The organism is Lysinibacillus phoenicis (assembly GCF_047238325.1).
Lineage (GTDB): Bacteria > Bacillota > Bacilli > Bacillales_A > Planococcaceae > Lysinibacillus > Lysinibacillus irui.
The window spans coordinates 4,296,617-4,316,187 of record NZ_JBDFMP010000002.1 but is presented as its reverse complement, the minus strand read 5'-3'; the positions used below and the strand labels follow the sequence as shown (position 1 = coordinate 4,316,187).

The following is a 19,571-nucleotide window of genomic DNA, read 5'->3' as shown; positions in this document are numbered from 1 at the left end:
TGATAACTCAATCCCTTCCTCTCCATTCTTTACTTTGTAAACCCAAATGATGCCCATGGTTGAATATATGGTAATAAAAATCGCTCTTCCTCGACAATGCTAGCAACGACATTGCTGGAACCAGCATTTGGAATGTCCTTCAGAACAATTTGGAGCTCACCTTTATAACGAACATCAAGATTATTATCAATCGTAACATCACCTAGTTTAAGTGGACGTGTATCATGGATAGGAAAATCCTCATTTTTATATTTAACTCGAGATTGAGTACTCCGAATGACATAATCAGAAACATCACCACGATTAAAATGAGGCTCCTGAAAAAGAATGGTCTCCTCTAAACTACTAGTATCTGAGGACTGGCTCACCTTTAATTCAAGCTTATAGCGATTTAATTGACCTAATGCTCGTATTTCTTCCTCTGAAGCATACATATTGCCGATAATACAATCATCAATTAGCCCCGTGTGCCATAAATCTTTTGCCTGTACAGTAACTGGTAGTTGACGGTGCTCCTCTAGTGTTGGTAAACCATGTTCCGTTTGCTCCCAAGGTCCAAATTTACCATGCTGTGAGGAAATCATCGCTGCCGTTCTTATATTGTGTTCCTTAAAGCATTGTGATGTTTGTAAAAAATGCTGACGAGATAAACCAGTAAAGCGTCTTGGATAAAAATTATGACAGCCAATAATATTCTCTTTATTTGCTTGGTAAGATAACACATTATCGACATACTTCGTACCATTACTAATATTTAATTCTATCTTCAGATTACTTGCGTCAAATGACATCAGCGCTTCTTCCTGACCTGAAAATCCCATGTCTAAACGTATAGCTGCCAAAGAAAAATGTTCTTTTAAATAGCCAATATCCTTATAGGTATAGCCTAAATCATCAAAAACGGCTGGTGCAATATCAGCTGAAATGTCAAAACCTAACTGTTGAGCAAATTGGTTAATTTGCTGTAATTTCTGGCGTTCTTCCTTCTGCTTTAATGACATCAGACATGTAAAAATACGGTCAAAGCCATTGTCATGGGCAAGCTGAACATAGCGCTTCATTTCGTCAAGTGTAGTATGCTGCGGATAGAGCGAAATTCCTAATCTTCTCACTTTAAACCCTCCATTAGTTCACGCTTAAACTTCTACTTTTTGCCCTTCTGCTTGGACAACAGCTTGTTGTTCATTTTGTGCTGCTAAAGCAGCTTTTTGCTCATTCTGCCTTGCCATACGGTTTGCCATCGATAAGAACGGTAAATATATACAAATGGCAACGACAATTAACACTATACTTAGTACTGCTCCCCACACAGATTGCGTTACCAAGAAACCATTAATGATAGGAGGTGTCGTCCATGGCACAGCAATTGTTGCTGCTGGTACAAAGCCCCATTTAGTGGCAAAGAACGCAATAGTCACATTTACCATTGGTGTTAAAATAAATGGAACAATTAAGACAGGATTTAATACGATAGGTAATCCAAATAGTAGTGGCTCGTTTATATTAAATAAGCCTGGAGCCGCTGATAACTTGCCCACGGTATTATATTGCTTATTTTTACGAGCAATAATGAATATTGCGATAATTAATGCGATTGTTGTTCCGGAACCACCCATATTAACAAAGGCATCAAAGAATGGTTTGTTAATAATATAAGGTGCCACTTCTCCGGCAGAAATAGCTGCTACGTTAGCATCAATTGCTTGTAGGTTAATCGATTGCATAAATGGCTCGATAATATTCGCCCCATGAATACCAAATGACCATAAAAACGTAGGAATAAACGCTAAAATAAGACCAGCTACCCATGTATTTGTTAAGCCCATAAACGGCTCCTGAATGGAAGAATAAAACGTTCCAATAATATCTGGTACATTAAATCCAGCGGAAATGATTGTGCGAACTAATGCAAATAAGCCAATTGTTAGAATTGCCGGAAGTAATGCTGCAAATGATTTAGATACAGCTGACGGCACACCAGCAGGCATTTTAATTAAAAGCCTTGGATTTCCAGATAAACGGGAGAACAGTTCTGCTGAAATTAAAGCCGTGATGAGGGCAACGAATATTCCTCCCGTTCCAGTCGTCAAGCCTGTTAATCCACCTTCACCAAACGTACCAAATGTCATATAGCTAGCAAGCCCTATTACTCCACCAGATAATGCATCTTTGTCATAGCTTTTCGTCAAATGATAGGCAACACAAAAGGCTAGTAATAGTGAAATAATTCCAAATGTAGCTCCCCAAATATTGCCGCCAAACTGTGTCCATGTCTCATGCTTCCAAATGGCATCGAGTGCATTTTGATAAAATTTGATAGGCAAATTGTTAATAAGTACAGCCAGAGATCCCACAATCGTTAAAGGCATAATCGTAATAAATCCATCACGAATGGCAACTAAATGACGCTGATTTCCAACCCTTGCAGCAACCGGTACAAATTTCTCTTCTAAAAAACGGAACATCCCCATACACTCCCTTTGCTTTTTATTGTTACATCAAAATTTGATGTTACTCCCCTTTGATTCGTTCATATAGCTCAATCATTTCCTGTGCTAAATCACGAAATGTAATAGCATTCATTAAATGATCTTGTGCATGAATTAATAACATAGAAACCTCTACTTTTTCTCCCCTTGCTTCTTGAGACAGTAACCCCGTTTGAGCGTGATGTGCATCAATTAGAGATTCATTCGCTAATTTGATTTTCTCCTTCGCCGCCTCAATTTCCCCTTTTTTTGCTAGCTGAATAGCTTCCATACACTCACTTTTCGTATTACCACTATGCACAATAAGACCCATAATCGATTCTATTAATGCTGCTTCTCCCATTTCCCGTTGTCCTCTCTTTCATCCTATTAATTGCAGGGCTTGCTTCAAGACATTCTCCCCATTCATCATGCCGTAATCCGCCATATTAATAACATCAATAGGAAAACCCATATCCTTGTATTTTGATTCAAACGTGCCCTTCAAGTAGCGTACCTGAGGGCCTAGTAAAAGCACATCCGCCTTTTTCGCAGCTAATACTTTTTCAACCTCTCCTTCTGCAATAGCATAAATATCAGCTTCAATATTTTTCTCCTGTGCGGCTTTTTGCATCTTCGATACTAATAAGCTAGTACTCATGCCTGCTACACACACTAACATGATGTTTTTCATTCGAAACACTCCTTTAATGTTTTTATTTTGTAATCGCTTACTTATGTTGAGAATAGCACCTATTGGTATATACCACAATACAATTTTTACATTAAATATATGTTAAGCTAATAAATTACAAAATTGGGCTATTGCAGTTGTATAGCATAATTAACGATTCTTTTTAACTGGTATAGTCCAGAAAAAAGTTCAAAAAATTTTTATATTTCCATCAAATTTAATGCCTAAAAATACTCATAAAAAGCAGGTTTTTCTGAAGGTAACGCCCTTTGCCAATGATCAATTATCTTTTTCTCTATAGGCTGATTAGCATAGATAACTGCTTCTTTTACAGAAAGATAGCCCACCATCATTGCAGAAAAAAGATTAATTGGTAGTGTTAACATATGCATGGTATCGGTTGAATTTGTCTCAATTATTGAGACATGACCATTTTTATTTATTTGATAGACATGCTCATTCCAATGACAAAAAGAATCTTCAATACGAATAGTCAAAATGTCATTAATCTCTCCCCATGGATACTGCTGCATGAATGCATAAACGTCCACCACCCTAATCATGACATCCTGAACGACTTCCTTTTTGAATTGTGGCTCTTTGAAATAAAAGCCAAATGGATAATGATTGCTAGTAACTCCTGTAATGTTACTAACACTTGCTGCGTGCGACGAAATATAACGCCATATTGCTTGTTCCGCTAAATGATTGGCTACAATAAAATCTTGAACTTCAAATGTCTCCTGCCTTATTGCATAACGAATATACCCCTCTAGATGCCCATCTAGAAAATAAGCTGCAAAATGACTATCAGGGCTCCTTCTCTCAATTCGCTTCCACCAAGCATCATCACGTACCATGCCACCATGTTGTACGATTGCCATTGCATTATGAAATTCCTTAATACCCTGAAAAAGATCGGGATCTAACCATTCAAAGCTCATCCTTTTAACGACATCTAGTTGTTTACCTAAATCTGGAAAATTCGTTTGTGGAATCGTATAATGAAGCTTCTCAAAAAATAGTTCCCACCCAAAATATCGATAGAATGACACGGAATAAGGTGCTAAAACAGAAATCGTCTGCCCATTGTTCCGCATTTTTTGCAGTGCTTCCGTCATGAGCCTTTTCACAATTCCCTGTTGCCGATACTCTGGATATATAGCGACAAATCCTATCCCCCCCATTTTGTACTGGACGCCATGCACCGTCATGTTTAATGGTAATATTAGAAGCTGCCCAACGACTTTTTTATCATCATAAGCCCCTAGTGTTGTGCTATGCTCAATCCAATAGTGAAAATCGTCTCGACGAGCCTTTGTATATTTATTTGGAAAACAATAATCCCTCAATTGATGTATTTGCCAATAATCGTTAGGTGAGACAATGTTAATGTTCATACTTAACCACCTCTGTTTAATGAATATTCTGATAAATATTGATAAATAAATGCTTTTTCCAAGGGCTCTTTTGCAGTGGTATAACAACAACCACTGCAAAATCCCTTAACACTCTTCTCCAAAATTCCCTTAACATCTTTGTTATTCCTAGTGACGAACCGCACTTAACCCATTATCAACGTAAATTTCCTTTTGCTATTGCTCATGTAAAATCTATACGATGCTGGTATTTTGCAATCATTGTTTCATTATGTGACCAATCTGAATCCACATTATTACTAACAAAAATAGGTAATTCAGTTGAGTTCTTTGCTATCTCCTCAATGATTTCGCTAAATAACGCATTTAATAGTAGTGAACCAATAACAGTAGATGCTGGCGCATATTGCATTTCATGTTTATGCAAAACGCCATCACCAATAGGTATATGTGTGTTGATGATGAAATCTACCACTTCTTCTAGTCTTTGCCCGCTATGATGACGTGTAGGCTGCTCTTTATAGAAGAGCGATTGTAGGGATAGAACAAAAACACCTCTAGCCTTTGCTAATAAAGCGGCGTCAATAGGTGCTGAATTTCTCCCGGAAGTCGAAATCACAATGCACACGTCATTTTCACGAAAATCAAACTGTTCCTTATGTTGTTCAATAATAGTCGGGTCCTTCTCATTACTTGAGGAAGCTAAAGCCCCCGCATGTAATGCTAACGGTTCAATAAAAATGGGACGCACAGGAACTAAACCACCTGCTCGGTAAAATGCCTCCTGAGCTAATAACTGCGAATGTCCACAACCAAAAAGTTGGATAATGCCACCTCGCTGAAGGCGCTGCACAATGATACGAGCAGCTTCATTAATCCGTACAGCTTCCTGCTCTTTTACAACTTGGATTAGCTTTTCGATTTCAGAAAAATATGCATGCATATGATCACCTTTTAATTTCACTTATAAATTTGTAGCGATCCGCTCGATAAGTACTACGTACAAGCTCAAACGGCTTACCATCCGATAAATAACTTGTTCGTTTAATAATTAAAACTGGTGCTGTTTGATTAATCTGCAAAAACTTACTATCTTCTTTTGATACAATGGCTGCCTCCATTTGCTGAACAGCATTTCCAATTTTTTGATGGAATTTTGCTTCAATTAAGGCATAAAGCGAGCCCATAATTTGCTTTTCATCCAATTCAGGATATATTTTCACAGGGATATACGTTCTTTCAATCGCCATTGGCTGAGAATCCGCATTTCTAATCCGAACTACAAAGAATACCTCTTCTCCTGACTCAATCATTAAGTCTCTGGCGATATCCATCGGCGGTACGATTTTCTCAAATCGTAAAACTTTACTGCTCGGTTCCATGCCTCGTGCGCGCATATCCTCAGTAAAACTCGTTAATCCCTTTAATGGTTGCTCTAATTTTGGATTGGCAACATAAGTACCTCTCCCTTTTTCTCGATAAAGAAGACCACTATTTACTAGATTGGTAATGGATTGACGTACAGTCATTCTACTAACGTCAAATTGCGCGGAAAGCTCTCGTTCTGAAGGAATTGTTTCACCAATTTTGTATTCTTCTAAATAAATTCGTTGTTTAATAATCTCTTCTATTTGTATATAAATAGGAATATGGGAATTTTTCTCTAACAAATCTTGCACCTTCCTTATGCCTCATTTATGATATTCCAAATACAACTTTACCTGACAAATCGTTTTTTGCCCATGCAAATGTTGAGTAAGCAATACACAATTCACATGAAAACCATCCTTAGCTTTCTTGGTAAGTCGTAATTTTTTAACATTGGCTTACACTATTTTTTGTATTGACTACTTTGTCATGGCATCTCTATTTCTACTGTCTACTCCATCATTAATTGAATGCCTTTTTATGCATCGTTTGCTAATGGAGACTTTTTTGCTTCCAACTCATGTTCATCATATTACTAGCCAATTACGAAGATAATGTTTGCCTGAGCATTTTTTCTGTAAGGCTAACTTTGCCATTGATGAAGGTATAGTTGTCTATACCAATTATATGCTGATTAACCAAAAATAAAAAGTAATTCTTTCATATTTTCTAAATTTTCCTATTTTTCAATAGCTATGTCCCTTTTTCAACATAAAAAAAGGAGCTATACTCAAGCTCCTTTTAATCCTATGTATAGGACGAATCCCAATTGTGCCGTAATGCCAAGAAACATTCGTTTTGAACCCGCAATTTGCAGGGGGGTGCCCGCTTTGCAGCTTTAAACGTCCCGCTCCGCTAGGGGCATGTTTGCGACTACAAAATGAAGGCTCCCGATTCGATAATGTTCGGTCAAAACTGTGAAGTAGAGTTAGCAGTTAGACAAACACATCAGGATTCGTATTACAGATATCATACCACCACTTTTCTGATAATTCAAACGATTTTCTCTAACAATCTATAATTTCATAAGAAAACGCAAAAAATACCTAGGTTCCCAACAATATTTGCTAGGAAACCTAGGTATTCTGTATTATTGTTTATTTTCTAAATGGTTTAATTGCTAAACTTAATTCGCTTAGTTGCTCTGGTGATACTTCACTTGGTGCTTCTGTCATTAAGCAGCTAGCACTTGCTGTTTTCGGGAATGCAATCGTATCCCGTAAATTGTTACGTCCCGCTAATAACATAACAAAGCGATCAAGACCAAAGGCAAGACCAGCATGTGGTGGTACACCATATTCAAATGCTTCTAATAAGAAACCAAATTGCGCCTGAGCCTCTTCTTCTGTAAAGCCAAGTAATTCAAACATTTTTTCTTGTAGATCACGTTCATAAATACGTAATGAACCACCACCAAGTTCGTAGCCATTTAATACAATATCATATGCTTGAGCACGAACTGCTGAAGGATCTGTGTCCATTAACGGGATATCTTCATCAAACGGACGTGTGAATGGATGGTGTGCTGCATAGTAACGTCCATCTTCCTCAGAGTATTCAAATAATGGCCAGTCAGTAATCCATAGGAAGGCAAATTGAGATTCGTCAATTAAATTTAGATCCTGCCCTAATTTTGTGCGAAGTGCCCCTAAAGATGCGGCTACTACAGCTGCTGTATCTGCTACGAATACTAGAATATCGCCCACTTCTGCACCCATACGTTCTATTAATGCAGCTGCTAATGCTTCATCAAAGAACTTCGCGATTGGACCATTTAAGCCTTCTTCTGTAACCTTTAACCAAGCAAGACCTTTTGCCCCATAGATACCAACAAACTTTGTTAATTCATCCATGTCTTTACGTGAATATTTGTCGGCTGCCCCTTTAATATTGATACTTTTTACTTGCTTCCCTTGTGCCACTGTATCTGCAAACACTTTAAAATTACAACCTTCAAAAACATCATTTAATGCTACTAATTCTAAGCCAAAACGAACATCTGGTTTATCTGAACCATAACGATCCATTGCTTCTTGGTATTTCATGCGTTGGAATGGTGCAGGGATATCAAGCCCTTTCACTTCTTTCATTACGGCTTGGATTAAACGCTCATTCATTTCTAATACTTCTTCTTGTGTTAAGAAACTTGTTTCAATGTCTACCTGTGTAAACTCTGGTTGACGGTCAGCACGTAAATCTTCATCACGGAAACAACGTGCAATTTGGAAATACTTTTCAAAGCCAGCAACCATTAATAACTGTTTAAATAACTGTGGTGATTGTGGTAAAGCATAAAATTCACCTTCATGTACACGTGATGGCACTAAATAATCACGAGCACCTTCTGGCGTTGACTTTGTTAAAATTGGTGTTTCAACTTCTAAGAAGCCTTCATTTTGTAGGAAGTTACGAATTGTACGTGTAACATCAGAGCGCATTTTAAAGGTATCGAACATCACTGGACGACGTAAGTCCAAATAGCGATATTTTAAACGTAGATCTTCTGACACGTCTGTACGATCTTCAATTTGGAATGGCGTTGTTTTGGCCGTATTAATGACAACCAATTTTGTAGCTTCTACTTCAATTTTACCGTTCGGCACATTTGGATTGATTTGGTCCTCTGTACGAAGGATAACCGTTCCTTCCACTTCAATTACATATTCACTACGCACTTTATCCGCTAAAGCATGTGCTTCTGCAACGTCTGGACTAAAAACAACCTGAGTAATACCTGTACGGTCACGTAAATCAATAAAGATTAAACCACCAAGGTCGCGACGACGCTGTACCCAACCTTTTAATACGACTTTTTCGCCTTGTAACGCTTCTGAAAGCTCGTTACTAGCATGTGTTCTTGTAGCCATTGTTAAATTCCTCCAAAAATATCTTCTTTTTATGTAGCATTTAACGAGAAATGCCATGTCTTTTAGGATTGTTGAGATAAATAGTTCACTAATTCTGAAAATGCAACCTTATGCTGCTCACCAGATTCCATATGCTTCACTGCTGCTGCTTGCTCTTCCAGCTCCGTTTCACCAAGGACAATCGTAAACTTCGCCCCTAGGCGGTCCGCTGATTTCATTTGTGCCTTCATTTTTCGATCTAAATAATCCATTTCTGTGGCAAGGCCTTTTGCGCGGAACGTACTAGTTAACTCTACAGCCTTTTGTTTCGCCTCATCGCCCATTGCAATAATATAAACATCTAGTCCAGAAGCCGTATCTAATTCCACACCTTCTGCCTCAAGCGCTAATAATAAGCGTTCAATACTTAGTGCGAATCCAATACCTGGCACATCTGGCCCTCCAATTTCTTGTACGAGACCATTGTAGCGTCCACCACCACAAAGTGTTGTAATAGCACCAAAGCCAGAAGCAGTCGACATAATTTCGAATGTCGTATGATTGTAATAATCAAGTCCACGCACAAGATTTGGATCAACTTCATACGTAATGCCCAATGTATCCAAATACGCTTTCACTTGAGCAAAATAGGCAGCTGATTCCTTAGTTAGGAAATCTGTCAATGCTGGAGCCGTTTGCATTAATGGATGCTCGCGATCTACCTTGCAATCTAAGATTCGCAATGGATTTTTTTGTAAACGATTTTGACAATCGGAGCAAAACTCCTCTATATGTGGCTCAAAATGTTGTAATAATGCTGTACGATGCGTATCACGAGTTTCTTTGTCACCAAGTGAATTGATGACCAATTTCAAATCCTTTAAGCCCGCTGATTCATAAACATCCATCGCAAGAGCGATAACTTCTGCATCAATGGCAGGATCTGCTGAACCGATTGCCTCTACACCGAATTGCACGAATTGACGGTAGCGACCGGCTTGTTGGCGCTCATAGCGGAACATAGGTCCTAAATAAGAAAGTTTAACAGGTTGGTCTGGGGCACCAAACATTTTATGTTCTACATACGCACGGACAACTCCAGCTGTATTTTCAGGACGCAATGTTAACGAACGCCCCCCGCGATCTTCAAATGTATACATTTCCTTTTGCACAACATCCGTTGTTTCACCAACACCACGTGCAAATAAATCTGTCTGTTCGAAAATCGGTGTACGAATTTCGTTATAGCGATACACACGGCAAATATCACGAATAATCGCTTCAACCTTTTGCCATTTTTCAGATTGACCTGGCAAAATATCTTGTGTTCCTCGTGGCACTTTAAAACTCATGTAATTTCCCTCCTATATTGATTGCTTATGATTGAGCAGCTGTCATTCCACTTGGAGCGGCTTCGAGCTTTCTTTGAGCACTTTCCTCTCCACTTGGAGCAGCTTCGGTCCTTCTTTGAGCGCTTTCCTCTCCATTTGGAGCGGCTTCGGTCCTTCTTTGAGCGCTTTCCTCTCCATTTGGAGCGGCTTCCACCCTTGATTAAGCACTCCGCTCACCAGTTGGAGCTATTTTTCTTGCTGTTCAGTGAAGCATCTTCCACATAGCGCAGAATTCACCCCATTTTCAGCGGGGTCGATTGCTTTTTAGACAACAAAAAAGCCCTCGTCTCCTTGCCATTGCAAGGGACGAGAGCTGTATAAGCTTCCGCGGTTCCACCCTAGTTGACACAAAATATAAATCTGTGTCCTCCTCATAATCGGATAACGGCCGATTCCGTTTTTTCCTAGTAGGCATTGCTGCTTTTCAGAAAAAAGCCTCTCAAGTGTTATTCGCATCATACATATTTGTAGGAAAGATTGCAGCCTAAGTCTTCCCCTCTCTTTTCCAATAGAGGTACACGCTACTTGCTTGGTCATAAGCGATTAATCATTTTTCGATTACCCTTTATGTTAGTCACTAGCCAAGCCAATGTCAACTATTTTTATATTTTTCATCAAACAGCAATGAAAATGACAAATTCCATTACCTTTTTACCACGAATTTTTATACAAAAGCATGGTAAAATAGCACAAGGAATAGGAGGAATCTGATGAGGACAAAAATTTTACATAGTATAATGATCTTCATACTAATGGTAACTATTGCGATGCCAAATAAGAACTTTGTTCAAAAAGCTTCCGCTGACACTAGTGATCTAAAAGTCGCTGGAACAATTCTTCATTTACGTGAGGGTCCTGGTTTGTCTTATCCTATCATTACGACATTAGAAGAAGGTGATCCTTTATCCTCAATTGGTCGTGAAGGTGATTGGATTCAAGTAAAAACAGGTAACTACGAAGGATGGGTTGCCTCTTGGCTGACAGCTCCTACAAATGCTAAACAAGCCTTAGATAAAACTGTCATCGCACAAGTTGACCGTTTAAATATTCGAACAGAGCCAGATATCTCATCAGCAGTGCTTGGGCAACTTTCGACGGGCAACCAAGCAAACCTCATTGAAGAAAATAGTGAATGGGCCAAAATTGATTGGAATGGACAAACTGGATGGGTTTCAAAGGATTATGTCACGATAAACGATAATCCTAAAAAAGAAACAGAACCAAAAGAAGATGCAGTAGAAGTAACTACTACTACAACACCAGTAAACAAGGATACTACTTTTACAATCTTAGTGGACGTTCTAAATGTCCGTAAAAAACCTGATTTAAATACTAAAAAAGTTGGTACTGTGACAAAAGGGCAAGCCTTTAAAGTAATGGCTCAAGAGCATAATTGGGTACAAATACAGTACAATGATAAAAAAACAGGATGGGTCTATAGTTTTTACGGTACATTCTCTAATAAAGTGAAGAGTACTTCCAAAACTTCCTCTTCTAAAGAGTTGGAGTCTGTTACGATTATTTATAATGGGACAAACCTACGAACAGATGCGTCAACAGATGCTGAAGTTGTTGAACGTGTCGATGCTGGCATTAATTACCCGATTGTCGGCGTGAAGAATGATTTTTATGAAATACAATTAGATGATGAAAAAACGGCATTTGTCGCGAACTGGGTAGTAACAACAAGTTCAAATAAAGCAACAATACCTCAAAAGGATAAAGAAGAACCTCGTAAAAAAGGAACTTTAAATGGACTGACGATTGTTGTGGATGCAGGACATGGTGGGAATGATCATGGAACAACAGGGCAGCGTGGTACAGAGGAAAAAGGCATTACTTTGAAAACAGCTACTCTACTTGCTTCTAAATTAAGTGCTGCTGGTGCAAATGTGGTCATGACGAGGGAATCAGATGAATATGTAGCTCTACGTAAGCGTGTATCAATTGCCCATCAATATGAGGCAGATGCCTTTATTAGTCTTCATTATGATGCAACAGACGACAGCTCTATTAACGGCTTCACATCCTATTATATGAATAGTAATCAAAAAGGACTTGCTGAAGCGATCCATGATGGCCTTTCAGGTAAATTAGAATTGAGAGATCGTGGGACACAGCAAGGTAACTATTTAGTACTTCGAGAAAATCGTCAAAAGGCTGTACTTATTGAGTTAGGCTTCTTGAGTAATTCAAGCGAGGAGCGAGTCATCACGACAGCAAAGTTCCGTGAGCAGGCAACTCTCGGTATTTATCAAGGTATACTCAACTATTTTAATAAGCAAGAGGAATAAACAAAAAGCTGTGGAAAGAATAATCTTCCACAGCTTTTTTCACGTTTTAAGTGATCCCTATTGCTACTGCAGCAATCAATGCAAGACATGCAATCACTGCCCAACCAAGTATCATCTTCCAAATAAATTTGATCCACTTTTCATATGGGATACCTGCTACAGCTAAATACGCCATTAGCGCAGATGAAGTAGGAATGATAGAATTTGTTAAGGAATCCCCATATTGAAAGGCTAACACAGCCACTTGACGTTCCAATCCTAATAAATCAGTAATTGGAATCATAATTGGCATTGTTGCTGCTGCCTGTCCACTACCTGATGAAATAAATAAATTCAAAAGTGCTTGGATAAATAACATGCCAATTGCGCTAATAGCATGTGGTAAATGGCCAATGGTTTCTGATGCTGCATAAACAATCGTATCAATAATTTTTCCTTGCTCTAACACAACCGTGATTGCACGGGCAAAGCCTACAATTAAGGCACCGAACGTTACAGCTTTTGCCCCATCAATAAAGGAATCAAAAATAGTCGCAGGTTTTAAACCGCCAATTAGCCCCGCAATTAACCCCATAATTAAAAAGGATGCTGTTAATTGTGTTAGGAACCAGCCCCAATTAAAGACACCATAAATATTAAAGCCAATTCCGCAAGCCATCACAATAAATACAAATTTATGCTTACCTGTTAATGTAGGAATGTCAATTTCGGATACAGTAGATTTAGCCTTTTGCTCAATGTCATAAATAACACTTGCTTGTGGATTCTTTTTTACTTTGAAAGCATAGCGAGACACATAAAATATGGCAAAACCTAGAACAAAAATATAGACAACTGCACGGAAACCTATTCCAGAAAATAGCGGTACATCTGCTAATGATTGCGCAACACCTACTGTAAAGGGATTAAGCATACCTCCAAAAAATCCACTAGCTGCACCAAGAGTAATCATAGCTGTCCCTGTTACAGCATCAAAGCCCATTGCACGAGCAATCGCTACACCAATCGGTACGAAAATAATTGTTTCTTCTGCCATCCCCATTGTAAAACCGCCAACAGAGAACAAGATCATCGATAATGGAATGAGTAATTTTTCTCTTCCCTCTAGCGCTTTTACACCTTTATAGACACCAGCTTCAATGGCACCTGTTGAACGGATAATGCCAAAAACACCGCTGACTAAGAAAATGTAGAAAATAATTTGAGCTCCTTTTTCAAGCCCCATTGGAATCGCTGTAAACATTTCGAAAAATGAAACTGGATCACTCTCAATATGATGATAGCTTCCATCTACAACGAGCATTCGCCCTTCCTCATCCTCTACACGGTCAAACTCACCCGCCGGAATAATATAGCTTGCAATACCTGCTAAAAAAATAATAGCAAAAATAATGGTATATGTATGAGGTACTTTGAGCCAACTTCTCTTTTTAACATTCTGTTCATTTTCCATAAATTCACTCTCCTTTTCATAGATTTAGACATCGGAACAATGTTGTCGTTATATGTCGTTAATTGAGAATAAATATACATGAGTTCAAATTTATTGTAAAGTATTAATTTTCTATTATTTCAGAATGTCCAATAGTTTGTTGCCTTATAAAGCTTTCGCGGACGGCCTTGATGATAAGGTTGCTCCTCTCCTACTAACTTAAAGTAATCATGCTCGATTAATCGATTAATAATGCGTTCAGCAGATCGACGTGACAGATTCATATATTGCGCTAATTCCGTAGCTGAAAATGGGCGATTATTAGTAACTGTGATAAATTGCTTCATAACATTTAAATTTTTAGCACTCATTTTCACCTTTTCAGCCATCTCTAAAATGGCTTTATGATGGCTACTTAATGCAATTTGATTATTATGTTCAAATAATTGTTCATGTAACTTATTCTCTGCATCTACTAAACAAATGACGGTCGATGCATCTCTCCATTTGGGCGTGAAAAATAAAGCTTGGGAAGAATGAGTTTCTGCTTCATGTAATGAATATCCATAGCCAATGCCAATCGTAAAAGTGGTTTTAAATTGTCGTTCACACTGTTCAATTAATGATCTTAAATAAGCAGGATCAAGTTGTTCAATTACCCCTCTAGTAGAAATGATTAAATAAGGCTCCTGTTGGGCTTGCGTGATTCTTGCCTGAAAACGCTTGCAAATATTTTCTAACGACTTTACAAATAGTTGTTGTTCATCCATCAACTTTTGTTTACTACAAATAGAAACGACAGCTATTTGCGACGAAGTCAACATTGTATGCTGATAAGCTTCAAGCGCTGAATTAATTGTCATTATGAATGTTTGTTTGCTTTCAACCATGTACTTCGAAGGTATACCTAATCTTTGTAACTCAACAAAAACTGCGTGTAAACTAGTAAGCGCTAAAGTGGTTTTCCCTGCTTTATATAATTCCTTATGAAAGTGAATAAAATCATTCACATTGAGCTTTGTGATTTTTTCTGGTTGATCATAAACCCATTCGTAATCTTTTACATAGACGTCAGTAGATGGAATACCGGCTTCCATCATTACCTGATGAAGACTATTCTGCTTAGGTACATCGATCGATAGCTGGGATAAATCCACCTTTTCATGATGTTGTAAGGATAATAACGATAGTGCTAGTGTCAATTCATCAAAAGGGATAAACACTGCTTGGATGTGCGATGCTTTTATTTTTTCATAGCAGTAATAATAGGGAATCGATCCAGCAAATAGTAATATATCCGAACAAGATGCAGCTTCATCAAAAAGATTTACACATTGATCTGGTGAAGTATAGGGAAAATGAATAAATTGTACTTGTGGAAACAACGTGAAATGTTCTTTTATATTATTCCAGAAAAATAATGAACCTAGAATCCCTATTGTTTTCAAAATGCTCAGCTCCTTTAATACGCACAATATTCTGATAATTTTAATCATTATACCGTAAATATATAAAAAAAGAACCTTCTATCAACTATTATGTGAGAAGGTTCATACATACTTATTTTCTTGTAGCTTCCAGCGTTACCCATACAATCTCCTCCATTGGAATGAAGTAAGGCGTACGACTAATCTCTAGGATTAAATGGTCAGGTAGTATGGATAATAAAATACCTTGCTGAATATTTTTTTCTGTTTGCACGACAACTGCCTGACCAATCATCATTTTAAAAGTTTCGTATAAATATGGATTGGATATACTCCCCATCTGTGCCATGTGTAGACACCCCTTCCTATAAAACTAACCATACTCTTTAGTATATGAAGGAATTATAGGAAATGTACCATTATTTTGATTCTAGAAGTATTGTGACCGGACCATCATTAATTAGTGCAACATCCATCATCGCACCAAAAACACCTGTTTCCACATGTAAGCCATGCTCTCGCAGTGCTTGATTAAAAGCTTCCCACAGCGGTTCGGCTACTTCTGGTCTAGCTGCACTTGTGAAACTTGGTCGATTCCCTTTTTTGGCATCCCCATATAACGTAAATTGTGAGACGGACAAAATAGCGCCTCCATGCTTTAAAATGGAATGGTTCATTTTACCATCAGTATCTTCCCAAAGGCGTAAATTGGCTATTTTTTTCGCTAAATAAAGGACATCCTCCTGTGAATCTTCATGTGTAATACCCACTAGAAGAACGTAGCCACTATCAATTGCTCCTGTGACAGCTCCGTCTACTGTTACAGAGGCAGCTTTACTGCGCTGTAATACTACTTTCATGCATTAAAACCCCAATTCTATGTTGTTGCTTACCATTAATTAATGACACGTTGCACCGAATAAATATCAGGTGTTTGTTTAATTCGTTCCACAACTTTATGCAAATGAGAAATATTTGAGATCGAAATAGTTAAATGAATTGTCGCCATCTTATCGCGATCAGCACGACCACTGACTGCTAAAATATTCGTTTTTGTTTCACTAACAATTTGCATGATCTCATTTAAAATACCTGGTCTATCGAAAGCTGATACTTCGATATCGACTGGATATTCTTTTTTCTCTGGAATGACACCATGCTCCCATTCCACCTCAATTAAGCGCTCCTGCTCATCCTCGATTTGAATATTTGGACAGTCCGCACGGTGCACAGACACACCTCTCCCCTTTGTGATAAAGCCTACAATTTCATCTCCAGGAACAGGTGTACAACAACGTGAAAGTCGAATAAGCATATTATCAATGCCCTTTACAATGACACCAGATTCCGTACGTTTTTGCGGAATTGGATTTTTCATTTTTTGTTCGATTTTCTCTAAAGCTTCTTCCTGCTCACGCTCTTTACGGCGTTTTTCCGCTAAACGATTGACTACTTGCTGTGCTGTTATACCGTTTACACCAACTGCCGCATACAAGTCTTCTTCGTTCGTATAATTAAATTTATCACACACTCGTTTGAGGTTTTCTGATGACATTGTTTCCTTTAAATCGAAATCCTGTGCACGGATTTCTTTTTCGATCATCTCTTTACCTTTGATAATATTCTCTTCACGTAGATGTCGTTTAAAGAATTGCTTAATCTTATTTTTCGCCTGGGAGGATTGCGCTATCTTTAACCAATCGCGGCTCGGGCCAAAGGATTGCTTAGAAGTTAAAATTTCAATTATATCTCCCGTTTTTAGTGGTGTATCAAGAGGTACCATTTTCCCATTAATTTTGGCTCCAATCGTACGATTTCCGACTTCAGAATGGACACGATACGCGAAATCGATCGGCACAGAGCCAGCTGGCAATTCAATGACATCGCCCTCAGGTGTAAAGACGTACACCATATCGGAAAATAAATCAAACTTTAAGGATTCCATAAACTCTTCTGCGTTGGAAGATTCATTTTGGAATTCTAAAATTTCACGGAACCATGTTAGCTTTTGGTCGACATTTTGCTTTTGATGGTCGACCTTTTTGCCTTCTTTATACGCCCAGTGTGCAGCAATCCCATACTCTGCAATCTTGTGCATTTCCTTTGTGCGAATCTGCACCTCTAGTGGATCACCATAGGGTCCAATAACAGTTGTATGCAAAGATTGATACAGGTTTTGTTTTGGCATGGCAATATAATCTTTAAAACGGCCTGGCATCGGTTTCCATAATGTATGCACAATACCTAAGACGGCATAGCAATCTTTAATACTATCTACAAGTACACGAATGGCTAGCAAATCATAAATTTCATTAAATTGTTTCTTTTGTAGCACCATTTTTCGATAAATACTATATATGTGCTTTGGACGACCATAGACATCTGCTTCGATTTCTACCTCATTCAGCTGGGACTTCATCTCAGCCATGACATTCTCTAAATAAGCCTCACGTTCATCACGCTTTTTCTTCATCAAACTGACAATACGATAATATTGCTGTGGGTTTAAATAGCGAAGTGCTGTATCTTCAAGCTCCCATTTGACTGTTGAAATTCCTAGGCGATGTGCAAGTGGTGCAAAGATCTCTAATGTCTCTTTGGAAATACGTCGTTGCTTTTCAGCAGGTAAATGCTTAAGTGTACGCATATTATGAAGACGGTCTGCTAGCTTGATTAAGATGACACGGATATCCTGTGCCATCGCTACAAACATTTTACGATGATTCTCTGCTTGCTGCGCCTCTTTAGATAAATATTTAATTTTCCCCAGTTTAGTAACACCATCAACTAGCACTGCTACTTCCTCGCCAAATTCCCGTACCAAATCATCCCGCGTAAAATCTGTATCTTCGACAACATCATGCAAAAAACCTGCCGCTACAGTTTCCGGGTCCATTTGTAATTCAGCTAAAATACCTGCTACTTGTACTGGGTGAATAATATACGGTTCACCAGAGCTACGGAATTGCTCAATATGAGCATCCCTTGCTAATTCATATGCTTTTTTCACGAATGCGACATTTTCATCATTCATGTAGGATTTGACTAACTCAAAAACGTCCTCAGGAGTCAAAATTTGCTCTTTCGCCATAACATGTCCACCTTGCTCGTCAAATTTTTCAGATTAGATATAAACTTAATTGTATAAAATATTATGGTCTATTGTAAAGAGACTGTATCATTTAGTTTAGTTAATCTCGTGAACAGCTTGAAAAATGGAAAAAATAATCTCTTTTTTAATAAAAAAGACCCTTGTGACGATATGCGCCACAAAGGGTCCTTGTTTCGACAAGAGGATTAGTGTAATTGGTTGTAAGCTACAGCAATTTTCGCGCCTACTACTGCATTGTTTTTCACTAATGCAATGTTGGCATCAAGACTTTTACCTTCTGTCAATTCTTTCACTTTACCTAGTAAGAATGGTGTAACGTTTTTACCTTGAATACCATTTTCTTCAGCTTCTACTAAAGCTTTTTCAATAATGTTAGTAATAAATGTATGCTCTAATGCTTCAGCTTCAGGAATTGGATTTGCAATAACAGCGCCGCCTTTTAATCCTAATTGCCATTTCGCAGATAGCATTGCAGCAATTTCTTCTGGCGTATCCAATTGGAAGTTTACATCAAAGCCACTTTGACGTGTATAGAATGCTGGCAGTTCATCTGTTCCGTAACCTACAACAGGCACACCTTTTGTTTCAAGGTATTCTAGTGTAAGACCGATATCTAAAATAGATTTTGCTCCTGCACAGATAACAGCAACATTTGTTTGTGCTAATTCCTCTAAGTCTGCAGAGATATCCATTGTTGTTTCAGCACCACGGTGAACACCGCCAATACCTCCAGTAACAAAGATTTCAATGCCTGCAAGCTCTGCACAGATCATCGTAGCTGCAACTGTAGTAGCACCTAATTTTTTCGTTGCAAGTAGGTAACCTAAATCACGGCGAGATGCTTTTGCAACACCTTGTGCATTCCCGAACATTTCAAGTTCTTCATCAGATAGACCAATTTTAATTTTTCCATCAATTAACGCAATTGTTGCAGGTACTGCTCCGTTATCACGAATAATTTGCTCTACCTCACGCGCAGTTTGCACGTTTTGTGGGTATGGCATACCGTGTGAAATAATTGTTGATTCTAATGCAACGATTGGTAGACCTTTTGCTTGTCCTGCTTTTACTTCTTCTGATAATACGATGAATTCTTTCAT

The 19,571-nt window shown here is 38.3% G+C and carries 17 protein-coding genes, 1 other RNA gene and 1 other annotated feature; of the genes, 1 reads left to right on the top strand and 17 read right to left on the bottom strand.

Going from position 1 to position 19,571, the window contains the following annotated elements; translation table 11 throughout:
- Positions 1-29 precede the first annotated feature (29 nt).
- The 11 genes from ABC382_RS23150 to ABC382_RS23100 all read right to left on the bottom strand — a co-directional run bounded on the left by ABC382_RS23150 (position 30) and on the right by ABC382_RS23100 (position 10,360).
- Positions 30-1,112 (bottom strand): DUF871 domain-containing protein, encoded by a 1,083-nt coding sequence (locus ABC382_RS23150; RefSeq protein ID WP_312506740.1) that lies wholly within the window; start codon positions 1,110-1,112, stop codon positions 30-32.
- Positions 1,113-1,136: 24 nt separating this feature from the next.
- Positions 1,137-2,465, bottom strand: coding sequence for a PTS sugar transporter subunit IIC (locus ABC382_RS23145; protein WP_322611616.1), 1,329 nt, complete (start codon positions 2,463-2,465; stop codon positions 1,137-1,139).
- Positions 2,466-2,511: 46 nt separating this feature from the next.
- Complete coding sequence (locus ABC382_RS23140) at positions 2,512-2,832, bottom strand: PTS sugar transporter subunit IIA (RefSeq protein WP_322611617.1); 321 nt, start codon at positions 2,830-2,832, stop codon at positions 2,512-2,514.
- An 18-nt stretch (positions 2,833-2,850) separates the two neighbouring features.
- On the bottom strand, positions 2,851-3,162 hold the full coding sequence (locus ABC382_RS23135; protein ID WP_274793889.1) for a PTS sugar transporter subunit IIB: 312 nt from the start codon (positions 3,160-3,162) through the stop codon (positions 2,851-2,853).
- 224 nt (positions 3,163-3,386) lie between these two features.
- Positions 3,387-4,562 (bottom strand): GNAT family N-acetyltransferase, encoded by a 1,176-nt coding sequence (locus ABC382_RS23130; protein ID WP_322611618.1) that lies wholly within the window; start codon positions 4,560-4,562, stop codon positions 3,387-3,389.
- Positions 4,563-4,764: 202 nt separating this feature from the next.
- Complete coding sequence (locus tag ABC382_RS23125) at positions 4,765-5,484, bottom strand: SIS domain-containing protein (RefSeq protein WP_274793891.1); 720 nt, start codon at positions 5,482-5,484, stop codon at positions 4,765-4,767.
- Positions 5,485-5,488: 4 nt separating this feature from the next.
- The gene (locus tag ABC382_RS23120; RefSeq protein WP_274793892.1) at positions 5,489-6,211 is read right to left on the bottom strand and encodes a GntR family transcriptional regulator; all 723 of its coding nucleotides are present in this window, start codon (positions 6,209-6,211) and stop codon (positions 5,489-5,491) included.
- Between the two features lie 516 nt (positions 6,212-6,727).
- Positions 6,728-6,927: non-coding RNA, 6S RNA (gene ssrS, locus ABC382_RS23115), on the bottom strand.
- Between the two features lie 139 nt (positions 6,928-7,066).
- Entirely contained in the window at positions 7,067-8,836 is a 1,770-nt protein-coding gene (gene aspS, locus ABC382_RS23110; protein WP_274793893.1) for an aspartate--tRNA ligase, read from the bottom strand.
- Positions 8,837-8,898: 62 nt separating this feature from the next.
- The gene (gene hisS, locus ABC382_RS23105; protein WP_322611619.1) at positions 8,899-10,167 is read right to left on the bottom strand and encodes a histidine--tRNA ligase; all 1,269 of its coding nucleotides are present in this window, start codon (positions 10,165-10,167) and stop codon (positions 8,899-8,901) included.
- Between the two features lie 25 nt (positions 10,168-10,192).
- Positions 10,193-10,360 (bottom strand): hypothetical protein, encoded by a 168-nt coding sequence (locus ABC382_RS23100; RefSeq protein WP_312506744.1) that lies wholly within the window; start codon positions 10,358-10,360, stop codon positions 10,193-10,195.
- 145 nt (positions 10,361-10,505) lie between these two features.
- Positions 10,506-10,752 (bottom strand) — a binding site (T-box leader).
- 164 nt (positions 10,753-10,916) lie between these two features.
- Between ABC382_RS23100 and ABC382_RS23095 the strand changes: the two genes are divergently transcribed.
- Positions 10,917-12,500 carry an N-acetylmuramoyl-L-alanine amidase family protein gene (locus tag ABC382_RS23095; protein ID WP_322611620.1) on the top strand — a complete coding sequence of 528 codons (1,584 nt, stop codon included), beginning with the start codon at positions 10,917-10,919 and terminating at the stop codon, positions 12,498-12,500.
- 46 nt (positions 12,501-12,546) lie between these two features.
- Here ABC382_RS23095 and ABC382_RS23090 read toward each other — a convergent pair whose 3' ends face one another.
- The 6 genes from ABC382_RS23090 to ABC382_RS23065 all read right to left on the bottom strand — a co-directional run bounded on the left by ABC382_RS23090 (position 12,547) and on the right by ABC382_RS23065 (position 19,571).
- Positions 12,547-13,953: a YfcC family protein gene (locus tag ABC382_RS23090; protein WP_274793897.1), complete on the bottom strand. Its 1,407-nt coding sequence runs from the start codon at positions 13,951-13,953 to the stop codon at positions 12,547-12,549.
- 119 nt (positions 13,954-14,072) lie between these two features.
- Positions 14,073-15,380, bottom strand: a complete 1,308-nt coding sequence (locus tag ABC382_RS23085; RefSeq protein ID WP_322611621.1) for a MarR family transcriptional regulator — start codon at positions 15,378-15,380, stop codon at positions 14,073-14,075.
- Between the two features lie 112 nt (positions 15,381-15,492).
- Positions 15,493-15,708, bottom strand: coding sequence for a DUF2642 domain-containing protein (locus ABC382_RS23080; RefSeq protein ID WP_274793899.1), 216 nt, complete (start codon positions 15,706-15,708; stop codon positions 15,493-15,495).
- A gap of 70 nt (positions 15,709-15,778) precedes the next feature.
- Positions 15,779-16,219, bottom strand: coding sequence for a D-aminoacyl-tRNA deacylase (dtd, locus tag ABC382_RS23075; protein WP_322611622.1), 441 nt, complete (start codon positions 16,217-16,219; stop codon positions 15,779-15,781).
- A 35-nt stretch (positions 16,220-16,254) separates the two neighbouring features.
- Positions 16,255-18,450, bottom strand: coding sequence for a RelA/SpoT family protein (locus ABC382_RS23070; protein ID WP_274793902.1), 2,196 nt, complete (start codon positions 18,448-18,450; stop codon positions 16,255-16,257).
- Positions 18,451-18,656: 206 nt separating this feature from the next.
- A complete protein-coding gene (locus ABC382_RS23065) occupies positions 18,657-19,571 on the bottom strand; it encodes a pseudouridine-5'-phosphate glycosidase (protein ID WP_312506747.1) in 915 nt (304 codons plus the stop codon).

Excerpts from the sequence above, each read along its gene's own strand:
- ABC382_RS23145 (WP_322611616.1), bottom strand. The coding sequence starts at position 2,465 with ATGTTCCGTTTTTTAGAAGAGAAATTTGTACCGGTTGCTGCAAGGGTT.
- ABC382_RS23140 (WP_322611617.1), bottom strand. The coding sequence starts at position 2,832 with ATGGGAGAAGCAGCATTAATAGAATCGATTATGGGTCTTATTGTGCAT.
- ABC382_RS23135 (WP_274793889.1), bottom strand. The coding sequence starts at position 3,162 with ATGAAAAACATCATGTTAGTGTGTGTAGCAGGCATGAGTACTAGCTTA.
- ABC382_RS23130 (WP_322611618.1), bottom strand. The coding sequence starts at position 4,562 with ATGAACATTAACATTGTCTCACCTAACGATTATTGGCAAATACATCAA.
- ABC382_RS23125 (WP_274793891.1), bottom strand. The coding sequence starts at position 5,484 with ATGCATGCATATTTTTCTGAAATCGAAAAGCTAATCCAAGTTGTAAAA.
- aspS (WP_274793893.1), bottom strand. The coding sequence starts at position 8,836 with ATGGCTACAAGAACACATGCTAGTAACGAGCTTTCAGAAGCGTTACAA.
- hisS (WP_322611619.1), bottom strand. The coding sequence starts at position 10,167 with ATGAGTTTTAAAGTGCCACGAGGAACACAAGATATTTTGCCAGGTCAA.
- ABC382_RS23095 (WP_322611620.1), top strand. The coding sequence starts at position 10,917 with ATGAGGACAAAAATTTTACATAGTATAATGATCTTCATACTAATGGTA.
- ABC382_RS23090 (WP_274793897.1), bottom strand. The coding sequence starts at position 13,953 with ATGGAAAATGAACAGAATGTTAAAAAGAGAAGTTGGCTCAAAGTACCT.
- ABC382_RS23080 (WP_274793899.1), bottom strand. The coding sequence starts at position 15,708 with ATGGCACAGATGGGGAGTATATCCAATCCATATTTATACGAAACTTTT.
- dtd (WP_322611622.1), bottom strand. The coding sequence starts at position 16,219 with ATGAAAGTAGTATTACAGCGCAGTAAAGCTGCCTCTGTAACAGTAGAC.
- ABC382_RS23070 (WP_274793902.1), bottom strand. The coding sequence starts at position 18,450 with ATGGCGAAAGAGCAAATTTTGACTCCTGAGGACGTTTTTGAGTTAGTC.
- ABC382_RS23065 (WP_312506747.1), bottom strand. The coding sequence starts at position 19,571 with ATGAAAGAATTCATCGTATTATCAGAAGAAGTAAAAGCAGGACAAGCA.